This window comes from Ensifer sp. D2-11, assembly GCF_054161295.1.
This window is the reverse complement of the sequence record NZ_CP096433.1, coordinates 2,718,940-2,733,002: the sequence shown is the minus strand read 5'-3', so window position 1 is coordinate 2,733,002 and position 14,063 is coordinate 2,718,940. Positions and strand designations below refer to the sequence as shown.

Annotated in this window: 13 protein-coding genes and 1 tRNA gene; 10 read left to right on the top strand and 4 right to left on the bottom strand. The window is 62.8% G+C overall.

From position 1 onward, the window contains the following. Nucleotides 1-168: 168 nt before the first annotated feature. Both M1D34_RS13160 and M1D34_RS13155 read right to left on the bottom strand, forming a co-directional pair. Nucleotides 169-244: transfer RNA gene (locus tag M1D34_RS13160), tRNA-Thr, on the bottom strand. 76 nt (nt 245-320) lie between these two features. Then, nucleotides 321-1,331 (bottom strand): NAD(P)H-dependent flavin oxidoreductase, encoded by a 1,011-nt coding sequence (locus tag M1D34_RS13155; RefSeq protein WP_498779372.1) that lies wholly within the window; start codon nt 1,329-1,331, stop codon nt 321-323. 392 nt (nt 1,332-1,723) lie between these two features. Here M1D34_RS13155 and M1D34_RS13150 point away from each other — a divergent pair, with 392 nt between their 5' ends. Beyond that, nucleotides 1,724-2,884 (top strand): hypothetical protein, encoded by a 1,161-nt coding sequence (locus tag M1D34_RS13150; RefSeq protein ID WP_027989643.1) that lies wholly within the window; start codon nt 1,724-1,726, stop codon nt 2,882-2,884. Nucleotides 2,885-2,901: 17 nt separating this feature from the next. Here M1D34_RS13150 and ppk2 read toward each other — a convergent pair whose 3' ends face one another. Next, the gene (gene ppk2, locus M1D34_RS13145) at nt 2,902-3,804 is read right to left on the bottom strand and encodes a polyphosphate kinase 2 (RefSeq protein WP_127595237.1); all 903 of its coding nucleotides are present in this window, start codon (nt 3,802-3,804) and stop codon (nt 2,902-2,904) included. Between the two features lie 213 nt (nt 3,805-4,017). Here ppk2 and phoR point away from each other — a divergent pair, with 213 nt between their 5' ends. From phoR to phoB, 7 genes are all read left to right on the top strand, one after another. Continuing rightward, on the top strand, nt 4,018-5,280 hold the full coding sequence (gene phoR / locus M1D34_RS13140; protein ID WP_107608002.1) for a phosphate regulon sensor histidine kinase PhoR: 1,263 nt from the start codon (nt 4,018-4,020) through the stop codon (nt 5,278-5,280). Between the two features lie 194 nt (nt 5,281-5,474). After that, nucleotides 5,475-6,509, top strand: coding sequence for a substrate-binding domain-containing protein (locus M1D34_RS13135; RefSeq protein ID WP_003530188.1), 1,035 nt, complete (start codon nt 5,475-5,477; stop codon nt 6,507-6,509). A 91-nt stretch (nt 6,510-6,600) separates the two neighbouring features. Further along, nucleotides 6,601-8,085, top strand: coding sequence for a phosphate ABC transporter permease subunit PstC (gene pstC, locus M1D34_RS13130; RefSeq protein ID WP_107608003.1), 1,485 nt, complete (start codon nt 6,601-6,603; stop codon nt 8,083-8,085). Then, a complete protein-coding gene (gene pstA / locus M1D34_RS13125; protein WP_498779370.1) occupies nt 8,082-9,404 on the top strand; it encodes a phosphate ABC transporter permease PstA in 1,323 nt (440 codons plus the stop codon). Before pstC ends, pstA begins: the two co-directional genes overlap by 4 nt. 13 nt (nt 9,405-9,417) lie before the next feature. After that, nucleotides 9,418-10,233 (top strand): phosphate ABC transporter ATP-binding protein PstB, encoded by an 816-nt coding sequence (gene pstB, locus M1D34_RS13120; protein WP_003530182.1) that lies wholly within the window; start codon nt 9,418-9,420, stop codon nt 10,231-10,233. A gap of 86 nt (nt 10,234-10,319) precedes the next feature. Next, nucleotides 10,320-11,033, top strand: coding sequence for a phosphate signaling complex protein PhoU (gene phoU, locus M1D34_RS13115; RefSeq protein WP_003530180.1), 714 nt, complete (start codon nt 10,320-10,322; stop codon nt 11,031-11,033). A 110-nt stretch (nt 11,034-11,143) separates the two neighbouring features. After that, a complete protein-coding gene (gene phoB / locus M1D34_RS13110) occupies nt 11,144-11,827 on the top strand; it encodes a phosphate regulon transcriptional regulator PhoB (protein WP_003530178.1) in 684 nt (227 codons plus the stop codon). Nucleotides 11,828-11,921: 94 nt separating this feature from the next. Here phoB and M1D34_RS13105 read toward each other — a convergent pair whose 3' ends face one another. Continuing rightward, nucleotides 11,922-12,443, bottom strand: coding sequence for a GcrA family cell cycle regulator (locus M1D34_RS13105; RefSeq protein ID WP_107608004.1), 522 nt, complete (start codon nt 12,441-12,443; stop codon nt 11,922-11,924). Between the two features lie 151 nt (nt 12,444-12,594). Here M1D34_RS13105 and M1D34_RS13100 point away from each other — a divergent pair, with 151 nt between their 5' ends. Together M1D34_RS13100 and M1D34_RS13095 are read left to right on the top strand one after the other, a co-directional pair. Beyond that, the gene (locus M1D34_RS13100; protein ID WP_127509046.1) at nt 12,595-12,840 is read left to right on the top strand and encodes a hypothetical protein; all 246 of its coding nucleotides are present in this window, start codon (nt 12,595-12,597) and stop codon (nt 12,838-12,840) included. 13 nt (nt 12,841-12,853) lie between these two features. Then, a complete protein-coding gene (locus M1D34_RS13095; protein ID WP_010968636.1) occupies nt 12,854-14,053 on the top strand; it encodes an aspartate aminotransferase family protein in 1,200 nt (399 codons plus the stop codon). The last annotated feature ends 10 nt before the right edge of the window (nt 14,054-14,063 follow it).

Sequence of the window (14,063 nt, the reverse complement as noted above, 5' to 3'; positions counted from 1 at the left end):
CACGTTATAACCCATTCACTCACAAAGCAAAGCCCTGCGCGCAAACAAAGTTCCAAAGCAGGGAGCCTGTTATCGGACTCACATTCCATCTTTTCTATGAGTTGCCGTGGCCCCTTCCCAGCAGGTCTGCGAGCCGCGAGAAAACACGCTCAATCTCTGAAAGGAAAATGGTGCCGCTTACGTGACTCGAACACGTGACCCCATCATTACGAATGATGTGCTCTACCGACTGAGCTAAAGCGGCCCTTGGGGCGGTTCCGCGAAAGCCGCGGAACGAATGTGAGGCGCTGATAAACGCAAAGCGGCGAGATTTCAAGCCATCAGTTTCGAGAACTTGAAAATTCCTGGGCCGGCCGCCCTTCGGCACTGGAAGCGAAGCCGAGGCGTGCCCGTGCGGCGTCGTATTCCTGTTCCAGCCGGTCGACAAGGCGGGCGACGGTGCCGACTTCGCGCACGGCGCCTATCCCCTGGCCGCAGCCCCAGATGTCCTTCCATGCCTTGGCGCCTTCCGTTGCCGTGCCGAAGTCCATCTTGGAGGGGTCGGCTTCCGGCAGGTTGGCCGGGTCCATTCCGGCGGCAAGGATCGACGCTCTAAGGTAATTGCCGTGAATGCCGGTGAAGTAATTGGAATAGACGATATCGGCGGCGTTGCTGTCGACGATCATCTGCTTGTAGGCGGCGCTCGCGCGGGCCTCTTCCGTGGCGATGAAGGGGGATCCGATATAGGCCATGTCGGCGCCCATCGCTTGCGCCGCGAGGATTGCGTCGCCGGTGGCGATCGCGCCCGAGAGCAGAAGCGGCCCGTCGAACCAGGCGCGTATTTCCTGGACGAGCGCGAAGGGCGAGAGGGTTCCCGCATGGCCGCCTGCGCCTGCCGCGACTGCGATCAGCCCGTCTGCGCCCTTGCGGATCGCGGAATTCGCATGGCGGTTGTTGATGACGTCGTGGAGAACGACACCGCCATAGGAATGGATGGCGGCATTCACCTCCGGCACGGCCCCGAGCGAGGAGATGACGATCGGAACCTTGTACTTGACGCAAAGCATCAGGTCCTGTTCGAGCCGGGCGTTCGATTTGTGTACGATCTGGTTCACCGCGAAGGGTGCCGCCGGGCGCTCGGGGTGTCCGGCATCGTGATCGGCCAGCGTCTCGGTGATTTCCGCCAGCCATTCGTCGAGCTGCGATTGCGGGCGGGCGTTGAGCGCCGGAAAGGCGCCGATGATGCCGGCCTTGCATTGTGCGATCGTTAGCCGAGGATGCGAGACGATGAAAAGCGGCGCCCCTATGACCGGCAGCCTCGTTTTCCCGGAAAGGATTGGCGGCAACGACATCGAAAAAATCTCCATCCCAACTTTGACGTTCTCGTAAACGTCAAAACTGATAGCAGCAACGGACGCGCTTGCCTACTGCATGCTTCCTGAAGTCCATCGGTTCGGAAAGACACGCGGCAACCCGAAGACAACGGCGACCTTTGCGCCTCCGATAAGACGCCGCGATACCGCAAAGCGGTGCGTGCTCCGGCAATTCGGCCACGCTCGCCTATGTTTTCCCTGGGGAACACCGGCCGAAGTCGCGGCTGCACTTGCAGATTCGCAATGCAGCGGTTACCCAATCCTTAATAAAACCAACGGCGTGTGACGGGAAGAGGCGGGGCTCGTCGCGAGAAAGGCACATCCGGCCACGCATTGCGGCAACCGGAAGACTTTGCGCAGAAGGATTTGACGTGAGCGGACTTGAGACAGCGATCAGGAATGCGCTGGAAAGATCGGATCGAAGCAATGCGGAGATCCGGGCGCGCATCTATCAGTCGGCGCGTCAGGCGCTGGAAAACGGTCTGCAGAAGCAGCAGATCGAAGATCCGGAGGTCATCTCCGTGCAACGTCAGCGGCTCGAAGCGGTCATCCGCGCGATCGAGATGGAAGAGCGCGCCGCCCTGAAGGAGCGCGCTCAGACTCCGGTGGTGAGCCTTGGCGAGGTGAAGGCAAGGGGCGATAGGGTAGAGCGCGCTCCCGAAGCGCCAGCACCCGCCGCGCCACGGAGCGAGCCGGCGCCGAAGCCGGAGGGAAGCCCGCCTGCACAGGCGGATGGCGGGCTCGGCTCTTTGCGTCCCGAACGCGACGGTCCGCCGGCGGCTTTCAGAGCGGCGGCGGACGAGGGAAGAATAGAAACCGTGCGCAAGCCTGCCCCGTCTGCCCCCGAAGTGGGCGTCGCCGGCCAGCGTCCGCGCAAGCGCAGGCGCAGCCGGTTCTTCTCCTATGCGATGATCGTCGCGACGCTTGCCGCGGCGGCCGGGGTCGCCGTCTGGTGGGTTCAGACGAACGACCTGCTCCGGCCGCCGACGGACACCGGCGTCGCCAATCCGCCCGCGACGGTGAATGCGGAGGATTTCGATGGCGCGGCCGGCCTGCAGACCCTCGGCGCCCAGGAAGGTTTCTCCGGCGATTGGATAGAGGTCTTTGCTCCCGGAGAAACTGCGGCGGTAACGCCGGGGCCGCGCGCCAGCGCGGAACCATTCGACGGTGATGCAGGCGAGCGCCTGCGGTTGATTTCGGCAGCGGCCGCCAAGGAGGGCGATGTCGCGATCGAAATTCCCACGGATGTCCTTGCCCAGTTGTCGGGCAAGTCGTCGACACTCGCCCTGACGGTTCAGGCGGCCCCCGGCAAGGCGACCGAATTCTCGGTCGAATGCGATTTCTCAACGCTCGGCGACTGCGGCCGGCACCGCTTCACCGTGCACGACGAGCGGGTCGACATGCTGTTGAAGGTCAATTTCGAGCGCGGCTCGGCACCCAGCAGCCCTGGAAAACTGGTGATCAACAGCGATCTCAGCGGCGGCGGCAACAGCCTCGATCTCTTTGCGATCCGGGTGCAGCCGGGCGGCTGATCGTCAGCGCGTCGGAATCACCTGAGAAAACCGGGGCCGGAGCCGAGGATCTTTTCGTCGACCTCTCCGATCGCCGCCTCGTCCTTGCCGTCATAGTCGAGCTTCGTCAGCATGTGGCGGATCACGTTGATCCGGGAGCGGCGCTTGTCGTTGCCGCGGATGACCGCCCATGGCCCGTGCTCCGTGTGCGTTTCCTTCAGCATACGGTCGCGTTTTCCGGTGTATTCGTCCCACTTGCTCAGCGCCGCGATGTCCATCGGCGAAAGCTTCCAGATCTTCAACGGATCGTGGCGCCGGTCATGGAAGCGCTTCAGTTGCATTTCCCGGCCGATATTGATCCAGAACTTGAAGAGATGGATGCCTTCGTTCGCGATCATCTCCTCGAAGCGGGGCGCCTCTTTAAGGAATTGCTCGTACTGGTCGGGGGTGCAAAAGCCCATGACCGGTTCGACGCCGGCGCGGTTGTACCAGGAGCGGTCGAATAGGACGAACTCGCCGGCGGTCGGGAAGGTTGCGACATAGCGCTGGAAGTACCACTGGCCCCGTTCGGTCTCCGTCGGTTTCGTCAGTGCGACGACGCGCGCGGAGCGGGGGTTCATATTGGCCGTCGTCGCGTGGATCGCACCACCCTTGCCGGCAGCGTCGCGTCCCTCGAAGACCGCCATCACGCGCTTGCCGGTCGCCTGCATCCAGAACTGGACCTTGACCAGTTCGATCTGCAGCTTCGTCAACGTTTCTTCGTATTCCTCCCGATCGAGCTTTTTCTTGTAGGGATAATCGTCGGAGCGGAAGGCCTCCTCGTCGATCCATTTCGGCAGGTCCGGATCGTCGATGTCGAAGATGCGGCTTCTGCCGTCGATCTCCAGTTCGACCGCCCGGCTCCCCGGCCTTGCTTCGGCCGGTGCTTCGTCGAGTGCCATCTGCTTCCTCCCGCTCGCTCGATTTCTCCGGAGGAGGCCATAATTACATTGCGGATTCAAGCATGTCGTGAAAATCATGTCATGAAGCAACGCTATCTCTGCGCCCTTATGGCCGGATTCGGAAGGAGGCTTTGAGGCGGTTGTCCTCACTTCTGCGACATCCGAGCCGCTGGCTGGATCAGCAGCAGTCGTCGAGGTGCAGGAGGCAGCGAATTGAGGAACGAGGATATCGTGTTGGATGGCGCGAAGGTGTTCTGGCGCACCCTGCTGCCGAGGTTGAAGGCGGAGCGCGGGCTTCTCGGCCTGTCCGTCGTGCTCGCCTTCCTCGCCGCACTCGCGGGCATCCATCCGCTGGCCGTCCTGCCCTTCTGGATCGTGCTCGTCGCGGCCATCCTCAACCGGGGAGCGCCGCCCGTCCAGACAGCGCCGGCGAGCGTCGGCGCTGCCGTGGAAACGAAGACCGACCCGCTTGCTCCCCTGCTCGACGCGCTCGACATGCCGGTGCTCGTCGTGGCGGCCGACGAGACCGTCGTCTTCCAGAACGCCGCCGCAGAGAAGGCCTTCGGGACTATCCCCCAGGACAGCTACCTTTCCGCCCGCGTCCGTTCGCCCGGCATTCTCGACATGGTGCGCGAGACGATCGCGACAGGCAAGGTCAACCAGATCGAGCATGCGGAAAGGCTGCCTTCGGAGGCGGTCTACGTGGTTCGCGTCGCGCCCGTGGACATCGGCTCCGACGTTTCCGGCCGGCGCATCTTCCTGCTGACCTATCGCGATATCTCGCAGGCTCGCCGCATCGACCGGATGCGCTCCGACTTCGTCGCCAATGCCAGCCATGAGCTGCGCACGCCGCTCGCATCGCTGCGCGGCTTCATCGAGACGCTGCAAGGCCCTGCCCGCGACGACCGGAAGGCCCAGGAGAAATTCTTCGGCATCATGCACGAGCAGGTCACGCGCATGAGCCGGCTCGTGGACGACCTCCTGTCGCTGTCGCGCCTCGAGTTGAAGTCGCACATCGCGCCGGACGATACCGTCGATCTCGGGCCGCTGCTCGGACACGTGCGCGACAGCCTGGCGCCGCTTGCGGGCGAACTCGACGTGACGATCGCGCTGGAGGTTCCGGAGACTCCGGTTTTCGTCCAGGGGGATCGGGACGAATTGGTGGAGGTCTTCGAAAACCTGATCGAAAACGCCTGCAAATACGGACAGGAAGGCAAGCAGGTGGATGTGCGGCTGACCGGCGGGAATGGTCACCAGGCGGAGGTGACGGTCACCGACCACGGCCCGGGAATACCTGCCGAGCATGTCCCGCGCATCACCGAGCGTTTCTACCGGGTCAATGTCGAGGCGAGCCGGTCGAAGAAAGGCACCGGCCTGGGCCTTGCGATCGTCAAGCATATCCTCACGCGTCACCGCGCCCGCCTGCTCATCCATTCGGAGGTGGGGAAGGGCACGGTCTTCAAGGTCCGCTTCTGACACACGACGCCGCGCTGAAATGTTGCGCCGAGAAAATCATACCGCATTTTCAGCATGTTAGGCTGTCATAAATGTTTCACCGAACTGACATAAAAGCTGTAGCCATCGGCGGCTAACTAGGGGCGGCCGATGAAACGGCGAAGAGAGCGCTGAACCCTGGCGCACCAACACAAGCCCATCCCGGGAGAACATTCATGAAATCTCTTAAACTCACAGTAGCGGCGCTGGTTGCATCCGCCGCCTTCGCGGGCGTTGCAGCGGCTCGCGACCAGATCCAGGTCGCCGGCTCCTCGACCGTTCTTCCCTATGCCAAGATCGTTGCCGAGAACTTCGGCGAGACGTTCCCCGACTTCAAGACGCCGGTTGTCGAGTCCGGCGGCTCCTCTGCCGGCCTGAAGGAATTCTGCAAGGGCGTCGGTGAAGACACGATCGATATCGCCAACTCTTCCCGCAAGATCAAGGACAGCGAAGTCGAGGCCTGCAAGGCTGCCGGCGTGACCGAGATCCAGGAAGTGAAGATCGGCTACGACGGCATCGTCTTCGCCACCGACGCCGGCAATGCCGACCTCACCCTGAAGCCGGAGCACCTCTACAAGGCGCTCGCCGCCGAAATCGTCGTCGACGGCAAGCTCGTCGCCAATCCTTACAAGAAGTGGTCGGAAGTCGATGCTTCGCTTCCGGACGCCGAAATCGCCGCCTATATTCCGGGCGAGAAGCACGGCACGCGCGAAGTCTTCGAAGAGAAGATCCTTGCTGCCGGCTGCAAGGACTCCGGCGCTCAGGACGTCATCAAGGCTGCCGTCAGCGATGAAAAACAGCAGTTCAGCAAGTGCGTGGCCGTACGCAAGGACGGCATGGCCGTCGACATCGACGGCGACTACACCGAAACGCTGGCGCGCATCGCTTCGAACAAGAACGGCATCGGCGTCTTCGGCCTCTCTTTCTACGAAAACAACGCCGACAAGCTGAAGGTCGCGACCGTCAACGGCATCGTCCCCTCGACCGAGACGATCGCTTCCGGCGAGTATCCGGTTTCCCGCCCGCTGTTCTTCTACGTCAAGAAGGCTCACATCGGCGTAATTCCGGGTCTCAAGGAATATGTCGAATTCTTCGTTGACGATCAGATGATCGGCCCCGACAGCCCGCTCGCCGAATACGGCCTCGTCGCCGCTCCGGACGCCGAGCGTGAGGAAATCCGCACGTCCTTCGAGGCAGGCAACCTGCTCTGATCATGACAGGCTCCGGCGCTTCGCAGCGCCGGAGCCGCATTCTTTTCGAATTTGCCGGGGCTTACGACAAGCCTGTCGCGGAGACGTGCCGATGAGTACTTCGCTCCTTCTCCTGATCATCGCTTTGATCGGTTTCATTGCGTTTCTTGCCGGCCGCGCCCGCTCGTTCGCCCGGTCCGGAGGCAAGCTCGCCAGCCTGCATTCCCTGCCCGGATATCACGGCAGCTACGTCGCCATCTGGGCGATGCTGCCGGCTCTTCTTCTGCTTGCGGTATGGCTCATCGCCGCTCCGATCTATGTCGATTACACCGTTCGTTCGTCTCTTCCGGAGCCGGTCCAGAACCAGGGGGCAGCCACCGTTCAACTCGCGCTCGGTCAGGTTAAGTCCGTGGCCGCGGGCTTCGAGCGCCTGAGTGCGGACGAACTCGCTGCTATCGAGAACGGTTCGACCAACATGCGGGAAGTCCTGGCCTCCAAGGGCGTGGCGCTTGCCGGCGAGGGCGAGCCCTACATGGTCCAGTCCGCCCAGCAGTTCAATGCGATGCGGCAATACAGCCGCTGGCTGATGAGCGCCGTCGTGCTGCTCGTTTCCGTTGCCGGCGGACTCTATGCGATCCGCAATATCGACGTCCGTTTCCGTGCCCGCAATCGGGTGGAGCGCGTCATGCTCGGCTCGCTCATCGTCGCCTCGTCCATAGCCATTCTCACGACGGTCGGCATCGTCGCCTCGATGCTCTCGGAGGCGGGCCGCTTCTTCACCATGGTGTCGCCCTTCGAGTTCTTCTTCGGCACGGTCTGGGACCCGCGCTTCGCTGCGGCCGGAAGCGGTGGCGCCTCCGGCCAGTTCGGCCTGCTGCCGCTGCTTGCAGGCACGCTGTATATCGCCTTCGTGGCGATGCTTTTCGCGGTGCCGATCGGGCTCTTCGCCGCCATCTACATGGCCGAGTATGCAAGCCCGCGGCTGCGTTCCACGGCCAAGCCTCTCCTGGAAGTGCTCGCCGGCATCCCGACGATCGTCTACGGCTTCTTCGCGCTGGTCACTGTGGGACCTTTCCTGCGCGACATCTCCGCGCAACTGAACGGTCTCGTCACCGGCAACTACCAGAACTTCATTCAGGCCCAGAGCGTCATCACCGCCGGCATCGTCATGGGCATCATGCTCATCCCGTTCGTTTCTTCATTGTCCGACGACATCATCACCCAGGTGCCGCGGGCGCTGCGTGACGGCTCGCTCGGCCTCGGTGCGACGCGCTCGGAAACGGTGAAGAAGGTGATCCTGCCGGCAGCACTTCCCGGCATCGTCGGCGCGCTGCTTCTGACGGCATCGCGCGCGGTGGGCGAGACGATGATCGTCGTGCTCGCTGCCGGTGTCGCGGCGCGCATGCAATTGAACCCTCTAGAGCCGATGACCACGGTGACGGTCAAGATCGTGAATCAGCTGACGGGCGACCTCGAGTTCACCTCGCCGCAGACGCTGGTCGCCTTTGCGCTCGGCATCACGCTCTTCGTCATCACGCTCGGCCTCAACATCTACGCGCTCTACATTGTGCGCAAATATCGGGAACAGTACGAATGACCGAATTTGCCTCCCCGACGGTAAGGGTCTCCACCCGACCTGCCGCAAGCCGACGCGATATCGGCATCAAGCGCCGCTATGCGGCGGAGCGCCGCTTCCGTGCCTTCGGAATGAGCGCCATCGCCATCGGTCTGTTCTTCCTCGCGGTTCTCCTCTGGAGCGTCGTTTCGAAGGGCTATACCGCCTTCCAGCAGACGACGATCACGTTGCCGATCGAGTTTTCCGAGAAGGTGATCGATCCGAAGAACGAACGGGCGACCGATCCGAAGCAACTCTATACCGCCAACTACCCGCTGCTGGTGCGCGAGGCTCTGGTAAAGCAGCTCGGCCTCGATCCGTCGAAGCGGCCGCTGGTGAAGCAGGCGGCCGATATGGTCTCCGCCAGCGCCCGGACGCAGCTGCGTGACATCGTCGTCGCCGATCCGTCGGTCATCGGCAGGACGATCCCTGTGACGCTGCTTGCCGAGGCGAACATCGATTCCGCGTTCAAGGAACAGATCGACCTGTCGGTCGACGAAACCAAACGCAAGGTGAAGGATGAGCAGGTCGCATGGATGAACCAACTTGCCGAGGCCGGCGTGCTCAAGAAGAGCTTCAACACCGGCATCTTCACCTTCGGCGCGTCGAGCCGGCCTGAAGCGGCGGGTGTCGGCGTCGCCCTTCTCGGCTCGCTCTACATGATGCTGATCGTGCTCGTTCTGTCGCTGCCGATCGGCGTCGCCGCCTCCATCTATCTCGAGGAGTTCGCGCCGAAAAACCGGCTGACGGACCTGATCGAGGTGAACATCAACAACCTGGCGGCCGTACCGTCCATCGTCTACGGCCTCCTCGGGCTTGCCGTCTTCGTCAACTTCGCTGGCATGCCGCGCTCGGCAGCACTCGTCGGTGCCTTCGTGCTGACGCTGATGACGCTTCCGACGATCATCATCGCTACCAGGGCGGCCCTGAAGGCAGTGCCTCCGTCGATCCGCTCCGCCGCACTCGGCCTCGGCGCATCGAAGATGCAGACCATCTTCCATCACGTGCTGCCGCTTGCCATGCCCGGCATCCTGACCGGCACGATCATCGGCCTCGCCCATGCACTGGGCGAAACGGCGCCGCTGCTTCTGATCGGCATGGTCGCCTTCGTCGTCGACTTTCCGGGGTCGCCGCTGGAGCCGTCCACGGCGCTGCCGGTGCAGATCTACATGTGGGCGAACGAGGCAGAGCGTGCCTTCGTCGAGCGTACGTCCGGAGCGATCATCATTCTCCTGATCTTTCTCATCTTCATGAATCTCGGGGCAATTCTCTTGCGGCGTCGCTTTGAGCGTCGCTGGTAGTGGGGTAAGGACTATGAACATCATGTCGGAAGCTGCAGTCGAAAAGGCTCTTGACCAGAAAATGAATACGGTGCCTTACAAGATGATCGGCAATGATGTGTCGGTCTATTACGGCGAAAAGCGCGCGCTCTTCGACGTCAACCTCAACATCCGCGAGAACACGGTCACGGCGCTGATCGGTCCCTCAGGGTGCGGCAAATCGACGTTTCTGCGCACTTTGAACCGCATGAACGACACGATCGAGAACTGCCGCGTGACCGGCAAGATCACGCTCGACGAGGACGATATCTACGATCCGTCGATCGACGTGGTGGAGCTGCGCGCCCGGGTCGGCATGGTGTTCCAAAAACCCAATCCGTTCCCGAAGTCGATCTACGACAATGTCTCCTACGGGCCGCGCATCCATGGCCTGGCACGCACCAAGGCCGAACTCGACGAGGTCGTGGAAACGAGCCTGCAGAAGGCCGGGCTCTGGAACGAGGTGAAGGATCGGCTGCAGGAGCCGGGCACCGGACTTTCCGGCGGTCAGCAGCAGCGCCTCTGCATCGCCCGCGCCGTCGCGGTCAGCCCGGAAGTCATCCTGATGGACGAGCCCTGCTCGGCGCTCGATCCCATCGCGACCGCGAAAGTCGAGGAACTCATCCACGAATTGCGGGCGAATTTCACGATCGTGATCGTCACCCACTCGATGCAGCAGGCGGCGCGCGTGTCGCAGCGCACGGCCATGTTCCATCTCGGCAATCTCGTCGAGGAGAACGATACCGACAAAATGTTCACCAACCCGGACGATCAGCGCACCCAGGACTACATCATGGGCCGCTTCGGCTGATGGCGAGAGGGGCGGCGCTTTTCCGTCCCTCCCGGTTTAAGATCGACCGAGCCATTCAGAACGGCGGGTCTCCCGAGGAAACGAATATGTCTCACGCACACATCATGTCCGCCTTCGACGAAGAGTTGAAGTATCTCACGCGCCGCATCTCCGAGATGGGCGGTCTTGCCGAGCAGATGGTCGCGGACTCCGTCCGTGCGCTCGTCAATTCCGATCTTGCTCTCGCCCAGAAGGTTATCTCCGACGACACCATTCTGGACGACGCGGAACGGCAGATCGGCGAAAAGGCGATCGTCACCATTGCCAAACGCCAGCCCATGGCCTCGGATCTACGGGAGATCATGGGTTCGATCCGTATCGCCGCGGACCTGGAGCGCGTCGGCGATCTCGGCAAGAACACCGCCAAGCGCGTGATTGCCGTCGCCGGTTCGGGCATACCGCGCAAGCTTGCGCGCGGCCTCGAACACCTGGCCGAGCTCGCGCTCGTTCAGTTGAAGGAAGTCCTGGACGTCTACGCCTCCCGTTCGCCGGAAAAGGCGAACAGCATTCGCGAACGCGATGAAGAGATCGACGCGATCTACACTTCTCTGTTCCGGGAACTGCTGACCTACATGATGGAAGATCCGCGCAACATCACGCCCTGCACGCATCTTCTTTTCTGCGCCAAGAACATCGAGCGTATCGGCGATCACGCGACCAACATTGCCGAAACGATCTACTACATGGCGACAGGCGCCCAGCCGCAGGGCGAACGGCCGAAGGACGACATGACGTCGACATTGGGTTCCGTGACGGACTGAGATCGCCCGGCATCCGGGCCTATGCAGAATTTGTTCCGGCCGCTTTGGCGCGGCCTACCACCGTGCGCGGCGGCATGACGGCTGTCGTGCGTAGGAAGGAGTCCTACTGAATGTTGCCGAAGATTGCCGTAGTCGAAGATGAGGAAGCCCTAAGCGTTCTCCTGCGCTACAATCTCGAGGCAGAAGGCTTCGAGGTCGATACGATCCTTCGCGGCGACGAGGCGGAGATCCGCCTGCAGGAGCGCCTGCCCGACCTTCTCATCCTCGATTGGATGCTGCCCGGGGTTTCCGGCATCGAGCTCTGCCGCAGGCTGCGCCAGCGGCCGGAAACGGAGCGCCTGCCGATCATCATGCTGACGGCGCGCGGCGAGGAGAGCGAGCGCGTGCGGGGCCTTGCCACCGGGGCCGACGATTACGTCGTCAAGCCCTTCTCGACGCCGGAACTGATGGCGAGGGTCAAGGCGATGCTCAGGCGCGCCAAGCCCGAGGTTCTGTCGACGCTCCTGCGCTGCGGCGATATCGAGCTCGACAGGGAGACGCACCGCGTCCACCGCCGCAGCCGTGAAGTGCGCCTCGGCCCGACGGAGTTCCGGCTGCTGGAATTTCTCATGTCCTCACCGGGGCGCGTCTTCTCCCGTTCACAGCTCCTGGACGGTGTCTGGGGGCACGACATCTATGTCGACGAACGGACCGTGGACGTCCATGTCGGACGTCTGCGCAAGGCACTGAACTTCTCCAACATGCCCGACGTCATCCGGACGGTGCGCGGCGCGGGCTATTCGCTGGAGAGCTGAGACCGAAGGTGCCGGCTTACGGCATGGCAAAGAAAAAAGGGGCCTTTACGGCCCCATTTTTCGTCGTGCATCCAGAGCGGAATGAGCAGGCGCCTCAGCGCATGCGCCGGCGCTCGGCAGAGGGCTGGTAGGCCAGCCGGGCATGAAAGGTGCAATAGGGAGAGGCTTCCGGGGAGTCGTTGCCGCAGAAGTGGAACTCTTCCTTGAGCGGGTCGCCGATCGGCCACTTGCAGGTGCGTTCGGTAAGCTCCGTGAGCTCCAGCCGCCGCGACATCGGCAGGACGATATTCCTGTCGATCTGCAGCTCCTGGTCGATCGCCAGGTCGACGGCGAGCTCTTCCTTGAGCGCGGTCGCACCGGCCGTGCGGGTTACGGTGCGGGTTACGGAACGCGCAGCATAGTTCGGTGCGCGCGGGGCAGACGTCGCCCGTTTGGGGCGGGCTGCAGCGGCCGTGCTTCCGCCGGCCTTGGCGCGCCCGGGCAGGCTCAGCCGATGAACCTTGCCGATGACCGCGTTGCGGCTGACGCCGCCCAACTGCGCCGCGATCTGGCTGGCGCTCAGGCCCTCCGACCACAGCTTCTTCAGTTTCTCGACCCGCTCGTCAGTCCAGTTCATCTCTGCACTCCCCGTTCTCGGCGTTGGGATGGCGGAATCCGTCACCGCTCTCCGGGAAAAACCCGAAGATTCAACGCGATAATACTTTTGGTGACTAGGTCCGCCGCATGCGTCTAGTAATTGAATGTTAACCTACCGGCAGGGTGACTCCGTGGCAAGAGTCGCCGGAATCGCGCCGAATCGATTTCGCGGTTTTCCCCAACTTGCTGTCGGAGCGTTGCATTTTTGCAAGTCCCAGAGTGCGATTTTTTCGCGCTTCGGAATCGGTATCCGCAAAGCGCCTGCAAACCTTGGTTTTGTTGACATCGCGGTGCGAAATGGGAATAGTGCCTGTCGCCGCCGCAAGGCGGCATTTTTGATTTTTATCGGGCCGAACGGTCCGATGCCGCCGGAATGAAGGAGAGCTCGACATGGCCGCAACCACGCCGCTTTACGACACCTATCTGCGCGCGCCGTTGCGTTTCGAGCGAGGTGAAGGCGTTTGGCTGATCGCCGAAGACGGCACGCGCTATCTCGATTTCGCTGCCGGTGTCGCCGTGAACTCGCTCGGCCATGCCCATCCTCATCTCGTCGAGGCGCTGAAGGCGCAGGCCGACAAGGTCTGGCATCTGTCCAATCTCTACGAGATTGCGGGGCAGGAAAGCCTTGCGCGGCGGCTGACCCAGGTGACCTTCGCCGATCGGGTGTTCTTCACCAATTCGGGTGCGGAAGCGCTCGAATGTGCGATCAAGACGGCGCGGCGCTATCATTTCGCCAAGGGGCACGTCGAGAAGTTCCACGTCATCACCTTCGAAGGTGCTTTCCACGGCCGCACGCTCGCGACGATCGCCGCCGGCGGACAGCAGAAATACATCGAGGGCTTCGGGCCGAAGGCGCCGGGCTTCTATCAGGTCCCCTTCGGCGATATCGGCGCGGTCAAGAACGCGATCAATGAAGAAACCGCGGCGATCCTTGTCGAGCCGATCCAGGGCGAGGGCGGCATTCGGACGGCATCGAAGGAGTTCATGCAAGGGCTGCGCGAACTCTGCGACGAGTTCGGCCTGCTTCTGATCCTTGACGAGGTCCAGTCCGGTGTCGGCCGGACCGGCAAGCTCTTCGCCCATGAATGGGCGGGCATCAAACCCGATATCATGGCCGTCGCCAAAGGCATCGGCGGCGGCTTCCCGCTCGGCGCCTGCCTTGCGACGGAAGCGGCGGCCGCCGGCATGGTGGCGGGCACGCACGGCTCGACCTATGGCGGCAACCCGCTCGCAATGGCGGTCGGAAATGCCGTGCTCGACGTCGTTCTCGCCGAAGGCTTCCTCGATCAGGTGCGCGAGGTGGCTCTCGTCTTCCGTCAGGGGCTCGCTTCGTTGAAGGATCGTTTTCCGGACGTGATCGAGGAAATCCGCGGCGACGGGCTGATGCTCGGCATCAAGGCGAAGGTGCCCTCCGCGGACCTTTTGAAGGCGATCCGCGCCGAGAAACTGCTCGTCGTCCCGGCCGGCGAAAACGTTCTGCGCCTGTTGCCGCCGCTGATCACCACCCCGGCCGAGGCGCGCGAAGGACTGGCACGGCTCGAACGCGCCGCGGAGGCGGTGAGCGGCAAGAGCGGCAACGCCGCGGCTTGAGCGCCCGAAG